At 71.3% G+C, this 14,058-nt stretch carries 14 protein-coding genes; 9 read left to right on the top strand and 5 right to left on the bottom strand.

The genetic code is table 11. The features are described from left to right. Positions 1 to 54: 54 nt before the first annotated feature. Together JOE35_RS12655 and JOE35_RS12650 are read left to right on the top strand one after the other, a co-directional pair. Entirely contained in the window at positions 55 to 1,131 is a 1,077-nt protein-coding gene (locus JOE35_RS12655; RefSeq protein WP_374099707.1) for a 4-hydroxy-3-methylbut-2-enyl diphosphate reductase, read from the top strand. After that, positions 1,128 to 1,790 (top strand): DUF6264 family protein, encoded by a 663-nt coding sequence (locus tag JOE35_RS12650; protein WP_209561361.1) that lies wholly within the window; start codon positions 1,128 to 1,130, stop codon positions 1,788 to 1,790. Before JOE35_RS12655 ends, JOE35_RS12650 begins: the two co-directional genes overlap by 4 nt. A 91-nt stretch (positions 1,791 to 1,881) precedes the next feature. Here JOE35_RS12650 and fbaA read toward each other — a convergent pair whose 3' ends face one another. Beyond that, positions 1,882 to 2,910 (bottom strand): class II fructose-bisphosphate aldolase, encoded by a 1,029-nt coding sequence (fbaA, locus tag JOE35_RS12645; protein ID WP_209561360.1) that lies wholly within the window; start codon positions 2,908 to 2,910, stop codon positions 1,882 to 1,884. A 147-nt stretch (positions 2,911 to 3,057) separates the two neighbouring features. Between fbaA and glpX the strand changes: the two genes are divergently transcribed. Then, complete coding sequence (glpX, locus tag JOE35_RS12640; RefSeq protein WP_123548080.1) at positions 3,058 to 4,050, top strand: class II fructose-bisphosphatase; 993 nt, start codon at positions 3,058 to 3,060, stop codon at positions 4,048 to 4,050. Between the two features lie 5 nt (positions 4,051 to 4,055). On the opposite strand, the gene JOE35_RS12635 is transcribed toward glpX, so the two are convergent. Further along, on the bottom strand, positions 4,056 to 5,384 hold the full coding sequence (locus JOE35_RS12635) for a DNA recombination protein RmuC (RefSeq protein WP_209561359.1): 1,329 nt from the start codon (positions 5,382 to 5,384) through the stop codon (positions 4,056 to 4,058). Positions 5,385 to 5,481: 97 nt separating this feature from the next. Then, the gene (locus JOE35_RS12630) at positions 5,482 to 6,114 is read right to left on the bottom strand and encodes an exonuclease domain-containing protein (RefSeq protein WP_209561358.1); all 633 of its coding nucleotides are present in this window, start codon (positions 6,112 to 6,114) and stop codon (positions 5,482 to 5,484) included. A gap of 108 nt (positions 6,115 to 6,222) precedes the next feature. Between JOE35_RS12630 and ychF the strand changes: the two genes are divergently transcribed. From ychF to JOE35_RS12610, 4 genes are all read left to right on the top strand, one after another. Then, positions 6,223 to 7,296 (top strand): redox-regulated ATPase YchF, encoded by a 1,074-nt coding sequence (gene ychF, locus JOE35_RS12625; protein ID WP_209561357.1) that lies wholly within the window; start codon positions 6,223 to 6,225, stop codon positions 7,294 to 7,296. Between the two features lie 87 nt (positions 7,297 to 7,383). After that, positions 7,384 to 7,965: an LON peptidase substrate-binding domain-containing protein gene (locus JOE35_RS12620; RefSeq protein WP_209562059.1), complete on the top strand. Its 582-nt coding sequence runs from the start codon at positions 7,384 to 7,386 to the stop codon at positions 7,963 to 7,965. A 151-nt stretch (positions 7,966 to 8,116) separates the two neighbouring features. Beyond that, positions 8,117 to 9,031 carry a patatin-like phospholipase family protein gene (locus JOE35_RS12615; RefSeq protein WP_209561356.1) on the top strand — a complete coding sequence of 305 codons (915 nt, stop codon included), beginning with the start codon at positions 8,117 to 8,119 and terminating at the stop codon, positions 9,029 to 9,031. Between the two features lie 176 nt (positions 9,032 to 9,207). Further along, on the top strand, positions 9,208 to 9,774 hold the full coding sequence (locus tag JOE35_RS12610) for a hypothetical protein (RefSeq protein ID WP_209561355.1): 567 nt from the start codon (positions 9,208 to 9,210) through the stop codon (positions 9,772 to 9,774). 87 nt (positions 9,775 to 9,861) lie between these two features. On the opposite strand, the gene JOE35_RS12605 is transcribed toward JOE35_RS12610, so the two are convergent. After that, positions 9,862 to 11,070: a cysteine desulfurase-like protein gene (locus tag JOE35_RS12605; RefSeq protein WP_209561354.1), complete on the bottom strand. Its 1,209-nt coding sequence runs from the start codon at positions 11,068 to 11,070 to the stop codon at positions 9,862 to 9,864. A gap of 97 nt (positions 11,071 to 11,167) precedes the next feature. Continuing rightward, positions 11,168 to 11,722, bottom strand: a complete 555-nt coding sequence (msrA, locus tag JOE35_RS12600; RefSeq protein ID WP_192041115.1) for a peptide-methionine (S)-S-oxide reductase MsrA — start codon at positions 11,720 to 11,722, stop codon at positions 11,168 to 11,170. Between the two features lie 123 nt (positions 11,723 to 11,845). Between msrA and JOE35_RS12595 the strand changes: the two genes are divergently transcribed. Further along, entirely contained in the window at positions 11,846 to 12,007 is a 162-nt protein-coding gene (locus tag JOE35_RS12595) for a hypothetical protein (protein WP_209561353.1), read from the top strand. A 387-nt stretch (positions 12,008 to 12,394) separates the two neighbouring features. Beyond that, positions 12,395 to 14,020 carry an ABC-F family ATP-binding cassette domain-containing protein gene (locus tag JOE35_RS12590; RefSeq protein WP_209561352.1) on the top strand — a complete coding sequence of 542 codons (1,626 nt, stop codon included), beginning with the start codon at positions 12,395 to 12,397 and terminating at the stop codon, positions 14,018 to 14,020. Positions 14,021 to 14,058 lie beyond the last annotated feature (38 nt).

The raw sequence follows: 14,058 nt of genomic DNA, 5'->3' as shown, positions 1-14,058 counted from the left end.
CCGTCGAGGCGGGCCTCCCAGAACGCGACCAGTCGTCACGCCTATCATCGACGGGTGGCACACATCACGAACGGCGCCATCGCCGTCGACCTCCCGACTCCGCGCGTCCCTGCGCTGCGCAACAGGCTACGGGACACCCCCGTCAACGGCACGAAGCGGGTGCTGCTCGCCGCCCCCCGCGGCTACTGCGCCGGCGTCGACCGTGCGGTGATCGCCGTCGAGAAGGCGCTCGAGCACTACGGGTCGCCCGTCTACGTCCGCAAGCAGATCGTCCACAACGTCCACGTCGTGTCGACGCTCGAGAGCCAGGGCGCGATCTTCGTCGACGAGGTGGAAGAAGTGCCAGAGGGCTCGCACGTCGTCTTCAGCGCGCACGGCGTCTCGCCGGCCGTCGTCAAGGGCGCCGCCGACCGCGGCCTGCAGGCCATCGACGCCACCTGCCCGCTCGTCACCAAGGTGCACCGCGAGGCCGTCCGCTTCGGCTCGCAGGGCCGCCACATCATCCTCATCGGCCACGCCGGCCACGAGGAGGTCGAGGGCACGATGGGCCACGCCGCCGACCGCACCACCCTCGTGCAGAACCCGGCAGAGGTCGACGACCTCGTCATCGACGACCCCGACAACCTCGTCTGGCTCTCGCAGACGACGCTGAGCGTCGACGAGACGATGGAGACGGTCCGCCGCCTGCGCGAGCGCTTCCCCACCATCCAGAACCCGCCGAGCGACGACATCTGCTACGCCACGCAGAACCGCCAGGTCGCCATCAAGAAGGTCGCCGTCGACTCCGATCTCGTCATCGTCGTGGGCTCGGCGAACAGCTCGAACAGCGTCCGGCTCGTCGAGGTCGCCCTCGAGCACGGGGCCAAGGCCGCCTACCGCGTCGACTACTCGAGCGAGATCAAGCAGGAGTGGCTCGACGGCGTCGAGACCGTCGGCGTCACTTCCGGCGCGTCGGTGCCCGAGGTCCTGGTCAAGGAGGTCCTGGACGACCTCGCCGACGCCGGCTACGGCGATGTGTCCGAGGTCGTCACGGCCGAGGAGGACCTGATGTTCTCCCTCCCCAAGGAGCTCCGCAAGGACGCCCAGGGCCAGACCGACACCCGCGCGCTCGGCGGACGCACCGCCCGATGAGCGACGACCGCGACCAGCACGGCGGCCGCGACGGCGACGCGGCGGCAGCGGCTCGGCGTGACCCGCGACCGCGTCCTCGGTACGGCGAGTACGCGCCAGAGGGCTGGGTCAACCCCGTCCCGCCGGCCGACGCCGCACCTCCTGCGGGCCAGGGCGAGCCGGTGCCGACAGGGCAGCAGCCCACGTCGTGGTCGCAGCACCCGCAGCAGGGCCAGGGCGCAGGAGGCGCGCAGCCGTACCAGGGGCCACCCACGTCGGCCCCCGTGCTCAGCACCGGACGGCGCGTCGACCGTGTCGCCACGTTCGTCCTGCTCGGCCTGGCCGGCTACAACGTGATCTCGAACATCGTGCTCGTCTCGGGCTTCTCAAGGACGCTGCTGTCGGCGTTCTCGGCGCAGGGCTACCCCGTCGACGACTTCACCGGACAGGCCGCGCTGCAGCAGGCCGGCGGGGCGATCGCGATCGTGTCGCTCGTCGTGTTCGTGCCGATGATCGTGCTCACGGTCCGCCGCCTGCGTGCCGGCAAGGTGACCTTCTGGGTCCCGCTGGCCGCCGGCGCAGTGGTCACGATCGTGCAGATGGTGCTCGTGCTGTCGGTGTTCCTGGGCGACGCGGCGTTCGTGCAGTCGCTCCTCGACAGCGCACGCCCCACCTCCTAGGGGCATCCCGCCGGCGCGTCGTCCATGCCGACACGAGAGGCCCCGCAGCTCGTCGCTGCGGGGCCTCTCGTGTCGCGTCAGGAGGTGCGGGTCAGCTGCCCGACTGGCCGAACGAGCCGAGCTGGCGGGTCGCCTCGACCACGCGGGCGGCCATGGCCGACTCGGCGACCTTGCCCCAGGCGCGGGGGTCGTACTGCTTCTTGTTGCCGACCTCGCCGTCGGCCTTGATGAAGCCGTCGTAGTTCTTCAGCACCGTGTCGGCGATCGAGCGGCTGAAGGCGTACTGGGTGTCGGTGTCGAGGTTCATCTTGACGACGCCGTTCGAGACGGCCTCGCGGATCTCGGCGTCGGACGAGCCGGAGCCGCCGTGGAAGACGAGCTCGAGGGGCTTCTCGGCCGTGCCGAAGCGCTCCTGGATGCCCTGCTGGATCTCGCCGAGCAGCTCCGGGCGGAGCTTGACGTTGCCGGGCTTGTAGACGCCGTGGACGTTGCCGAAGGTGAGGGCGGCGATGTAGCGGCCGTTCTCGCCGAGGCCGAGCGTCTCGACGGCACGGGTGACGTCGCCGACGGTCGTGTAGAGCGCCTCGTTCGAGCCCTCGTGCTGGATGCCGTCCTCCTCGCCGCCGACGACGCCGATCTCGACCTCGAGGATGGCGTTGATCGCGGCGGTGCGCTTGAGCATCTGCTGGGCGATCTCGAGGTTCTCGTCGAGGGGGATGGCCGAGCCGTCCCACATGTGCGACTGGAACAGCGGGTTGCGACCGGCCTTGACCTCCTCCTCGCTGGCGGCGATGAGGGGCAGGACGAAGCCGTCGAGGGCGTCCTTCGGGCAGTGGTCGGTGTGCAGCGCGACGGTGACGGGGTAGTTCTTGGCGACCTCGGTGGCGAACTTCGCGAAGGCGATGGCTCCGGCGGCGCGGTTCTTGACCGTCTGGCCGGCGAAGTAGTCGGCGCCGCCCGTGGTGACCTGGATGATGCCGTCGCTGCCGGCCTCGGTGAGGCCCTGCAGCACGGCGTTGATCGTCTGCGACGACGACACGTTGACCGCGGGGTAGGCGAACCCCTTGTTCTTCGCCTTGTCCAGCATCTCGGCGTACTGCTCGGGGGTTGCGACGGGCATCGGATCTCCTTCGATGATGGCGTGTGGGCTGCGCATCCCACCCTAGTCAGGGCCTTCAGGAGCGGACCGGGCAGCGGGGGGCCTGCACGTGTGTGCACGTCCGTGCAGGGACCGTCGAGGAGGCGGCTCCCGAGTAGGCTCCGGAGCATGGCTGACTCCGGAACCCTCTACTCACATCCCGACCGCAACCTGGGCATGGAGCTGGTGAGGGCCACCGAGGCCGCCGCGATCCGCAGCGCCCCGTTCATCGGCAAGGGCGACAAGAACGCCGCCGACGGCGCCGCGGTCGACGCGATGCGCAAGTTCCTCGGCACCGTCGCCTTCGACGGCGTCGTCGTGATCGGCGAGGGCGAGAAGGACGAGGCGCCGATGCTCTTCAACGGCGAGCACGTCGGCAACGGCTTCGGCCCCGCCTGCGACATCGCCGTCGACCCCATCGACGGCACGAGCCTCACCGCCGCCGGCCGCATGAACGCCCTCTCGGTGATCGCCGTCAGCGACCGCGGCAGCATGTTCGACCCCAGTGCCGTGTTCTACATGGACAAGATCGTCACCGGCCCCGAGGGCATCGGCGTGATCGACCTCGACAAGCCCGTCGGCGACAACATCCGTGCGCTCGCCGACGCGAAGGGCCTCGCCGTCGAGGACATCCAGGTGGCCGTGCTCGACCGTCCCCGCCACGCCGACCTGATCCAGCAGATCCACGCCGCCGGCGCGGGCACCCGCCTGCTGCTCGACGGCGACGTCGCCGGCGGCATCAACGCGGCCCGTCCCGACTCGCGCATCGACATGTGCGTCGGCATCGGCGGCACCCCGGAGGGCATCATCACGGCCTGCGCCGTGAAGGCGCTCGGCGGCCTCATCCTCACGCGCCTCGCCCCGAAGGACGACGCGGAGCGCCAGAAGGCGATCGACGCCGGCCACGACCTCGACCGCGTGCTCGACCAGGACGACCTCGTCAAGGGCGACAACGCCTACTTCGTCGCGACCGGCGTCACCGACGGCGCGCTCGTCGCGGGCGTCAAGCGCAAGCAGGGCATGATCCGCACGTCGTCCATCGTGCTCCGCTCGCACTCGGGCACCATCCGCCGGGTCGAGGCCGACCACCTCGTCTCGAAGTGGTACGGCGAGACCGCTTAGTCCTCTTAGCTCGCGCGCTCGGTCCAGGTCGCCTGGCTGGGCTCACGTTCGTCGGCCGCCGCCCTCGACGCCTCGACCTCACGGTCAGCGTCGAGGGCGGTCGTCAGTTCTGTGGCCGTCAGGTCTCGGGGGAGCTCCTCGACGACGGTCGGCGAGGTGAGCGACTTGGTCTCGTCGAGCATGCTGAGCCGGCGTGCCGACGGCAGCACGGTGCGCTCGAGGGAGCCCACGAAGCGGTTGTAGTCGTTCACCGAGCCGCGCAGCGACCGGCCGAGCTTGTCCACGTGGCCGGCCATCGTCGCGAGCCTGCCGTACAGCTCGCGGCTGAGGTCGAAGAGGACCTTCGCCTCGTTCGTCACGACGTCCTGCTGCCAGCTGAAGGCGACGGTCTTGAGGACGGACCAGAGGGTGACGGGCGACGCCAGCGCCACGCGCTTCTGGAACGCGTAGTCCATCAGGGAGGGGTCCGCCTCGAGGGCGCTCGACACGAGCGACTCGCTCGGGATGAAGGCGACGACGAGCTCGGGCGACGACTCGAGCCCCGCCCAGTAGGTCTTGGCCGAGAGCGCGTCGACGTGGGCCCGCAGCGCCTTGACGTGCTGCCGGACGAGCACGTCCCGTCGGGCGGCCTCCTCCCCGACGGCCGTGGCGGGGATCGCGCTCGCCTCGAGGAAGGCCGCGAACGGCACCTTGGCGTCGACGGCGATGTTCTTGCCGCCGGGCAGGTGCACCACCATGTCCGGTCTGCCGGCACCGGCATCGCTCGAGATGCTGCTCTGCAGGTCGAAGTCGACGCGCTCGACGAGACCGGCGGCCTGGACGACGTTGCGCAGTTGCGTCTCGCCCCAGACCCCCCGCGTGCTGTTCGACCGGAGCGCGGAGGCCAGCGACTCGGCGGTGCTCCGCAGCCGCTCCTCCGAGGCGACGGCGCTGCGCAGCTGCTCGCTGAGCGTGCCGTACTGGTGGGCCCGCTGTTCTTCGAGCTCGGCGACCTTGGCCTGGACCGCCGCGAGGCTCTGCGCGACCGGGCTGAGCGCCGTCATCACCTGGCCCTCGGAACGGGCCCGCTCCGCCTCGGCGATGCGAGCGTCACGCAGCCTGTCCTGGAACTCCCGGAGCCGTGCCTCCTGCCCGGCGACCTCGCGTCGGTGCTGCTCGTCGAGGTCGATCAGCCGCTCGCGGTAGCCGTCGACGGTCGCGCGGGCCGCGGCTGCGTCGGCGGACAGGCGTGCCGTGGCCTCGGCGGCACGGGAGCGGGACAGCAGCACGCCGAGGGCCGTGCCGACCCCGAGCGCGACGACGACGAGGGCCACGAGGAGGAGCGGTGAGGTCATGGCGGCAGTGTCGCAGCAGCCGCCGACACCGGCCGAGAGCGCGCGCCGCGCCCCGGTGACCTCGGGCGGGCTCGGCGGGTTCGGGCGGCTCGGGCGGCTAGCGGAAGACGACGCGGCGTCGGGGCGCCGCGGCCGGGGCCGCCGCGTCGGCGGGCGGGGCCGCAGGCGTGAGCCGCTTCATGCTGACGCGGGCCGTGTCGGCGAGCTGCCGCAGGTCGTCCGCCCCGTGGAACTGCGCCGCGTGCACGACGATGGCCGCGCAGGCCTCGGCGTCGGCGAGGGCGTCGTGGTGCGAGAAGCCCGTGAACCCGGCGGCCGCCGCGGCCAGCGGCAGCCGGTACGAGTCGAGGGCGTAGGTCTTGCGGGCGACCTGCAGGCTGCAGAGGTAGGCCCACGACGGCGGAGTGACCCCGGTCGCGGCGCACGCGCCCTTGATGACGCCCATGTCGAAGCCGGCGTTGTGGGCGACGAAGACGTCGATGCCCGCGAAGTCGGCGATGAGGTCGAACTGCTCGTGCCACTCGAAGGCGTCGACGACGTCGTCGGCCCGGATGCCGTGGATGCGGGTGTTCCACTCGAGGAACGTGTCGTGCCCCGCCGGCGGCTTGATCAGCCAGCCGACCTTGTCGACGACGACGCCGTCACGGACCTTGACGAGGCCGACGGAGCAGGCGGAGGCGCTGCTCGAGTTCGCGGTCTCGAAGTCGATCGCGGTGAAGTCGATGGGCATCGCACCATCGTGTCACGGGCCTCGGACACTGCCGGGCCGACCCGCGCCTCCTGCGGTCGGGGGCGCCCCGGAGGTCTGCCCGGCCGCGCGCCGGTACGATGGCTGACCGTGGCTCTCACTATCGCGATCGTCGGACTGCCCAACGTCGGCAAGTCCACCCTGTTCAACGCCTTGACCAAGAACCAGGTGCTGGCGGCGAACTACCCGTTCGCGACCATCGAGCCGAACGTCGGCATCGTCAACCTGCCCGACCCGCGCCTCCCCGTGCTCGCGGGCCTGTTCGGCTCGGAGAAGATCCTGTCGGCGCCCGTGTCGTTCGTCGACATCGCCGGCATCGTCAAGGGCGCGAGCGAGGGCGAGGGGCTCGGCAACAAGTTCCTCGCGAACATCCGCGAGGCCGACGCGATCGCCGAGGTCGTCCGCGGCTTCGTCGACCCCGACGTGGTGCACGTCGACGGCAAGGTCGACCCCGAGGGCGACATGGGCACGATCAACACCGAGCTGATCCTCGCCGACCTCGAGACCGTCGAGAAGGCGCTCGTCCGCTACGAGAAAGAACTCCGCCTCAAGCGCGTCGAGCCGCTCACGCACGAGACGGCCGTGGCCGCCAAGGAGGCGCTGCAGCGCGGCGAGGCCCTCTCGGCCTCCGGCATCGACCTCGAGCCCATCCGCGAGCTCGGCCTGCTCACCGCCAAGCCCTTCATCTACGTCTTCAACGTCGACGAGTCGATCCTCACGGACGATGCGAAGAAGGCCGAGCTGGCCGCGCTCGTCGCCCCGGCCGAGGCCGTGTTCCTCGACGCGAAGATCGAGTCCGAGCTGATCGACCTCGACCCGGAGGACGCCGCCGAGCTGCTGTCGTCGACCGGCCAGGACGAGTCCGGCCTCGACCAGCTCGCCCGCATCGGCTTCGAGACCCTCGGCCTGCAGACCTACCTCACGGCAGGCCCGAAGGAGACCCGCGCCTGGACCATCGGCAAGGGCTGGAAGGCCCCCCAGGCCGCCGGCGTCATCCACACCGACTTCGAGAAGGGCTTCATCAAGGCCGAGGTCATCTCGTACGCCGACCTCGTCGAGACCGGCTCCATCGCGGAGGCGCGCTCGGCCGGCAAGGCCCGCATCGAGGGCAAGGAGTACGTCATGCAGGACGGCGACGTGGTGGAGTTCCGCTTCAACAACTAGGCGTTCTTCGCGGTGTGGACGAGGGCTCTCTGGGCGCCTGTGAACTTCTTGTCCGCGGTGCTTGACTGGGTCATGGCCGTCTCACCGATGTTCCCGCTGGGATCAGTGCTGTTCCCGTTCGTGCCCATCCAGCTGCGTGTCTTCGAGCCTCGGTATCTCACGTTGGTCGGCCGCTTGCTCGACGAGGACGAACCCGAGTTCGGCGTCGTCCTCATCGAGCGCGGATCAGAAGCCGGGGGTGGCGACCAGCGCGCCTCGGTCGGGACGATGGCGCGTCTCGTGAGCGCCGCCGCGGGCGCCGACGACCTGTTCATCACCGGCCTGGGGACCCGGCGGTTCACGGTCGAACGTTGGGTCGACGAGGATCCGTTCCCGCGGGCCGAGCTCTCGGTCCTGCCGGATCTCGAGTGGTCTGAGAAGCTCGCACCCCTGCGGGACCAGGCCGAAGCAGCTGTCCGCCGCTTGGTCGTTCGCGCCGCGGGGCCCCAGTCGGATGACGACATCGAGCTGTCGGACGATCCAGTCGCAGCCGTCTGGCAACTGGCAGCGATCGCCCCGCTGGGTGACTACGACAGATACACCCTGTTGAGGTCGACGACCGCGGGGGGTCTCCTGCGTCGACTGATCGATCTGGTCCTCGAGGCCGAGGAGCTCTGGTCCGCCGAGTGAGGCTCCTCACCACCGTTCACCACCTCTGGGGTCGAGCGGCAACTCACGCTGGGAGGACGTGCCTTCCGCCGAGGGTGGGCACGGGCTGAGTGCCGTGCCTGCCGCCGGTCGTAGCGTGGGTCGGTTCCCGTCACGCTCACCAGGAGGTCCCATGACCGACACAGCAGCCCCCACCAGCTCCCCGGCCTCGGCCGGCCCCCGCACGGCCGTCGTCCTCGGCGGCGGCGGCATCACCGGCATCGCGTGGGAGCTCGGCGTGCTCTCCCGCCTCCTCGAGGCAGGCATCCCGCTCGGCGACGCGGACCTGGTCGTCGGCACCTCCGCGGGCTCGGTCGTCGGCACCACCCTGCGGCTCGGCGGGAGCGGCGTCGCCGACGCGTACGCCGAGCAGCTGGTGCCGGCCGCGGCGACCCCGGAGGCCGCGCTCGACGGCGAGGACTTCATGCAGCGCATCGGCCAGGCGATCCAGGGGGCGACGAACGCCGAGGAGGCGCGGGCCCGATTGGGCGCACTGGCCCGGCAGGTGCCCGTGACCGGCGACGAGCCCGAGCTGGTCACGGCCATGCGCGAGCGCTTCGGAGCGGACGCCGCCTGGCCCGAGGGTGCGCTCGCGATCTGCACCGTCGACGCGACCGACGGCGAGTTCCGGGTGCTGACCGCCGCCTCCGGCGTGCCCCTGCACGTGGCGGTCGCGGCCAGCTGCTCGGTGCCGCTCGTCTGGCCGACGGTCGAGGTCGACGGGCGACCGACCATGGACGGCGGCATCCGCTCGGGCACCAACGCCGACGTGGCCGACGCCGCCGAGCGCGTGCTCGTGCTCTCGTGCGGGCCGGAGCTGGCGCAGTCACCGCTCGGCCCGACCCTGCCCGGCGTCGTCTCCACGCGCATGGGTGCCGACCGGCCCGTGTTCGTGATCGAGGCGGATGCCGAGAGCCTCGCCTCCTTCGGGGCCAACTCGCTCTCGAGCGCGAACCGCGGCCCGGCTGCCGAGGCCGGTCGCCGTCAGGCCGAGGGCGTCGTCGAGGCCGTCCGCGAGTTCTGGACCGGCACCGGCGCAGGCGCCTGAGCCGTTCCGCGCCCGGCCTGGGACACCCCGAGTGGACCGTGCACCCCGTCGTCTCGAGGTGCATGGTCCACTCCGAGGTGCTTCGTGCTCACTGGGAGACGCCTCCGAGCGGGCTGCTGCCCGGCTGGACCAGTGCCAGGCTGACGTGTACCCCGCACCCGAACCGAGGAGGCCCCGTGGCCAGCACGAAGAAGCTCCAGAAGGCCGCGACCGCGGCGCTCGACTCCGCTCTCGACGCCGTCGTCGACGCGCGCAAGGGCGTCAAGGCGCTCGCCAAGGCGGACGGCGCGAAGAAGACCAAGAAGGCTCGTGGCTCGGCCGACGACGCCCTCGACTCCGCCGCGAAGAAGATCAAGGACGCCGAGAAGGCGACGAAGAAGGCCGTGAAGAGCGCGACCAAGAGTGCCTCCAAGGGCGCCTCGAAGGAGGCGACGGCCGCCTCCGCGGAGACGCCCGCAGCCCGTGCCCCCAAGCCCACCAAGTCGCACGAGCAGGTCGAGGCCGAGGTCGCGCTGAAGTCCGTCGTCCCGACGACCAGCGCGCCGAAGGGCCCGAGCGCGGCCTACACGCCGCCGCTTCCGCACGCCGACGAGACCACGGTCACGGCGCACGACGGCTCGGAGGCGCACGTCGACCTGCACGCCCAGACCCTCGTCTCGCTGCGTCAGCTCGCCACCGACAAGGGCGCCACCGGCGTCTCGCGCCTCACCAAGGCCCAGCTGATCGAGAAGCTCCAGGCCTGACCCCGCCTTACCGGCGCTGAACCGGCGCGAACTGCTCCTGGGCCCAGCCCGCAGAGCAGTACGTGCCGGTTCGCGGTCGTCAGGGCGTCAGCCCGCGACGAACTCCTCGACGCCGGCGACGAGGCGGTCGACGTCGGACTGGTCCGTGTACGGCGCCAGGCCGACGCGCAGGCCGGTCGTCTCGTCGTCGAGGCCCATCGCCTGCCACGCCTCGATCGCGTAGAAGTGGCCTGCCGGCGCCAGCACGTCGCGCGTCGCGAGGTGCGCGGCGAGCTCGCGCATCGAGCGGCCCTCGATCGTCACGTAGAGCGTGGGCGTTCGGCGAGCCGCCCGTGAGCGCACCGTGAGGCCGGGCACCCGCGCGAGCCGCTCCTCCAGCGCGACGCGCAGCGCCGTCTCGTGCTCGTGCACGGCGGCGAAGGAGGCGGCCAGCGACTCCCTGCGCCCGGTCGCGTCCCCGGGTGCGATGCCGGCCAGGAAGTTGACCGCGGCCGTCGCCCCGGCGAGCTGCTCGTAGGGGAGCGTGCCGAACTCGAAGCGCTCGGGTACCACGTCGGTCGACGGCAGCAGCTTCGCCGGCCGGAGGCTCTCGAGCAGCTCGGGGTCCGCGCCGAGCACGCCGCAGTGCGGACCCGCGAACTTGTAGGGCGAGCAGACGACGAAGTCGGCGCCGAGCGCGGCCCGGTCGACCAGCTCGTGCGCGGCGAAGTGCACCGCGTCGACCCAGACGAGGGCGCCGACGGCGTGCGCCCGGTCGGCGATGGCCGCGACCGGGGGCTGCGTGCCGAGCAGGTTGGAGGCGGCGGTCACCGCGACGAGACGCGTGCGGCCGGTGATCGCGACGGCGACCGACTCGAGGTCGAGCTCGCCCGTCGCGGGGTCGAGTTCGATCCAGTTCACGGTCGCCCCGACGGCCTCGGCGGCCTGGATCCAGGGCCGGATGTTCGCGTCGTGGTCGAGGCGCGAGACGACGACCTCGTCGCCGGGACCCCACGACGCCGACAGGTGGCGCGCGAAGTCGTAGGTGAGCTGCGTGGCGCTGCGTCCGTGCACGACTCCCGCCGACGGGACGCCGAGGAAGTCGGCGTAGGCGGCGCGGAACGCCTGCACCGTCGACTCGCTGTTGCGCTCGGAGACGGTGCTCGTGCCGCGGATCGACGTGGGGCCGGTCATCGCGGCGAGGATCGCCTCGCCGACGACCCGCGGCGTCTGGGTGCCGCCCGGTCCGTCGAAGTGGGCGATGCCCGAAGAGAGGGACGGGTAGGCAGAGCGGAGGGCGGCGACGTCGAGGGGCATGCACCCTGCTTACCAGGTGCTGCCGCCCTCGTCGTCGCCGCCCTCGTCGTCACCCCGAGAGGCGGTGCCGCGCATCGCCGTCAGGCCACGAGCGAGATCAGCTCGCGACGGACTCCTGCTCGCGCTTCGGCAGCACCCAGCCCGGGCGCACGAAGTGGCAGGTGTAGCCGTTGGGGAGCTTCTCCAGGTAGTCCTGGTGCTCCTCCTCCGCCTCCCAGAAGTCGCCGACGGCCTCGACCTCGGTGACGACCTTGCCGGGCCAGAGGCCGGAGGCGTCGACGTCGGAGATGGTGTCGAGCGCGGTCGCGCGCTGCTCGTCCGACGTGTAGAAGATCGCCGAGCGGTAGCTGTCGCCGATGTCGTTGCCCTGGCGGTCCTTCGTCGACGGGTCGTGGATCTGGAAGAAGAACTCGAGCAGCTCGCGGTAGCTGATCACCGAGGGGTCGAAGACGATCTCGACGGCCTCGGCGTGGCCGGCGTGGTTGCGGTAGGTGGCGTTCGGGGTGTGGCCGCCCGAGTAGCCGACGCGGCTCGAGACGATGCCGGGTCGACGACGGAGCAGCTGCTGCGCGCCCCAGAAGCAGCCGCCGGCGAGGACCGCTCGCTCGGTGGTGCCGGTGGAGGGGGAGGCGTCGGGTGCGATGTCGTTCATGCTGGGGAATCTACGCCCGACGTCCGACAGTGCCGTGTGGCCGGGCCGAGTGCTGGCTGTGCACGGCGTGCAGTCTGTGCCCCGGAGCTTGCGTCGCTGCCTCGCCCCGAGGAGGATCGGGACATGGAGTCCTTCATCATCGCCCTGATCGTCCTCGGATCCGTGGTGGTGATCGTCGGGATCGTCATCGCCCTGGTCACGCCCGTCCTGTCGGGCGTGCTCGAGCGCCGCGCCGCCGCGAAGGGCCGTCCCGGCCCGGCCTCGGGCTACCGCACCGGCCGCTGAGGCCGGGCTTGATCGACCGCGCCTGATCGACCGCGCCTGATCGATCGACCGAGACCGTGACCGGCCTGGTCGTCGGGGGAGTGGTGCCTCGGGAGCGCAGCCCTGCCGTGAAGCTCATCGACGCTCCGCGAGACACCTGACCGGGGGTTCACGACGTCCCGGCCTGCCCTCACGGTACGACGCTCCGCCTGAGTTCGCGAATCACAAAAGCCCTGGTCACAGCCCCCGAATTAGGTAGAGCGTCTAGCGTCGCGGCGCCACCAGGGCTTTCTGCGCGGCGCGCCCGGACGACGGCCTGTCCGTTTCGCGCAGTCGTGAGGGGCCTCGCGGACGCGGCCCGCGCCTCCTGCGCCCCTCGTCGCCCCTCCGCCCTGGGATGATCGTCGGATGAGCCTCATCCGACTGCACGACGTCTCCGTCCGCTTCGAGAACGCCCCCGTGCTGCGCGAGGCGTTCTTCCGGCTCGAGCAGGGCGACCGGGTCGGCCTGATCGGCCGCAACGGCTCGGGCAAGTCGACGCTGCTCAAGCTCGTGCTCGAGCAGGTGCAGCCCGACACGGGCACGGTGACGGTCGAGCCGGGCACCCGCATCGGCTACTTCTCGCAGTTCAGCGAGCTCGACGGCACCGCCACGGTCACCGAGGTGCTCCAGGGACTCTTCGAGGGCGTCAGGGCCATGGAGGCCGAGCTGGCCGAGATCGACACCGCCATCGCCGTCGTCGCGGTCGACCCCGACCAGGGCGACGAGCTGACGCGTCTGATCGACCGCCAGGCCGAGCTGTTCGCGGAGATGGACCGCCAGGACGGCTGGGACTACCCGCGTCACATCGACACGGCCCTCACGACGCTCGGATTCACCGACGAGCACCGCTCGCTGCCCATCGACGACCTCTCGGGCGGCTGGCGCAACCGCGCGGCCCTGGCCAAGATCCTGCTCGAGCAGCCCGACGTGCTGCTGCTCGACGAGCCCACGAACTTCCTCGACGTGGCCGGCGTCGAGTGGCTCGAGCAGTGGTTCCGCGACTTCCGCGGCGCCGCCGTCGTCGTGTCGCACGACCGGCAGTTCCTCGACGCGGTCGTCACGCGCATCGTCGAGGTCGAGGCGTTCCACCTGCACGAGTACCCGGGCGACTTCGGCGAGTACGTCGTGCAGAAGCAGTTCCGGCTGAAGACGATCGAGCAGCAGTTCGCGCACGAGTCCGAGCTGCTCGCCTTCGAGTCCGAGGGCATCGCCGACCGGCGAGAGGCGGTCAAGGTCGCCAAGGCCGCGAAGGCAGGAGGCGCGGGCGGCCTCACGAAGGAGCTCGCGAAGATCAAGAAGCAGCGCGCCCCTCGCCCGGTCGACCAGATCATCACCGAGATCTACGGCGGCCTGCACGTCAAGGACGTGCTCTGCCGCGTGGAGGGGCTCGGCAAGTCGTACGGCGACCGCGTGCTCTTCGACGACGTGTCGTTCGAGCTGCGTCGCCGCGACCGGATGGTCGTCTCGGGCTCGAACGGCAGCGGCAAGAGCACGCTGCTGCGCGTCCTGGCGGGCGAGGAGCGAGCTGACAGGGGCCGTGTCGACTGGGCCGGCGGGGCCAGGGTCGTCTCGTACGACCAGGTGCTCGCCGACCTCGACGACCAGGACACGGTCACGCACGCCGTCAACGCCATGCCGGACAGCCTCGCCCTGACGGCGACGCGCAAGTCGGTCGGGCGGTTCCTCACCATGTTCCAGTTCTCGGAGGCCGACGTGAAGCAGCGCATCGGCGCGCTGAGCGGTGGTCAGCGGGCGCGCGTGGCGATGGCGCAGTGCCTCCTGTCGGGCGCCTCCGTGCTGTTGCTCGACGAGCCGACCAACCACCTCGACCTCGCGAGCACCCAGGTGATGGAGCGCGCGCTCGTGCATTTCCCGGGCGCCGTCGTCGTGGTGAGCCACGACCGGTTCTTCAGCGAGAAGGTCGGCAACCGCCGGGTCGTCTTCGGCGCGGAGGGCGCCGCGGTCGGGGAGCTCGAGGTCGGCGCTTCCTGAGTCTCGCCCCCGCCGGTCCGCGTCGGGAGCTCCGGGGG

This window comes from Frigoribacterium sp. PvP032, from assembly GCF_017833035.1.
Taxonomy (GTDB): Bacteria; Actinomycetota; Actinomycetes; order Actinomycetales; family Microbacteriaceae; genus Frigoribacterium.
The sequence above is the reverse complement of the archived record's forward strand: the minus strand, read 5'-3'. Positions and strand labels throughout refer to the sequence as shown.

What these genes read in the sequence shown, in the direction of transcription:
- JOE35_RS12590 (WP_209561352.1), top strand. Translation starts at nt 12,395, where the DNA reads ATGAGCCTCATCCGACTGCACGACGTCTCCGTCCGCTTCGAGAACGCC.
- JOE35_RS12620 (WP_209562059.1), top strand. Translation starts at nt 7,384, where the DNA reads ATGTTCCCGCTGGGATCAGTGCTGTTCCCGTTCGTGCCCATCCAGCTG.
- JOE35_RS12595 (WP_209561353.1), top strand. Translation starts at nt 11,846, where the DNA reads ATGGAGTCCTTCATCATCGCCCTGATCGTCCTCGGATCCGTGGTGGTG.
- JOE35_RS12615 (WP_209561356.1), top strand. Translation starts at nt 8,117, where the DNA reads ATGACCGACACAGCAGCCCCCACCAGCTCCCCGGCCTCGGCCGGCCCC.
- JOE35_RS12630 (WP_209561358.1), bottom strand. Translation starts at nt 6,114, where the DNA reads ATGCCCATCGACTTCACCGCGATCGACTTCGAGACCGCGAACTCGAGC.
- JOE35_RS12650 (WP_209561361.1), top strand. Translation starts at nt 1,128, where the DNA reads ATGAGCGACGACCGCGACCAGCACGGCGGCCGCGACGGCGACGCGGCG.
- fbaA (WP_209561360.1), bottom strand. Translation starts at nt 2,910, where the DNA reads ATGCCCGTCGCAACCCCCGAGCAGTACGCCGAGATGCTGGACAAGGCG.
- JOE35_RS12605 (WP_209561354.1), bottom strand. Translation starts at nt 11,070, where the DNA reads ATGCCCCTCGACGTCGCCGCCCTCCGCTCTGCCTACCCGTCCCTCTCT.
- msrA (WP_192041115.1), bottom strand. Translation starts at nt 11,722, where the DNA reads ATGAACGACATCGCACCCGACGCCTCCCCCTCCACCGGCACCACCGAG.
- glpX (WP_123548080.1), top strand. Translation starts at nt 3,058, where the DNA reads ATGGCTGACTCCGGAACCCTCTACTCACATCCCGACCGCAACCTGGGC.
- JOE35_RS12635 (WP_209561359.1), bottom strand. Translation starts at nt 5,384, where the DNA reads ATGACCTCACCGCTCCTCCTCGTGGCCCTCGTCGTCGTCGCGCTCGGG.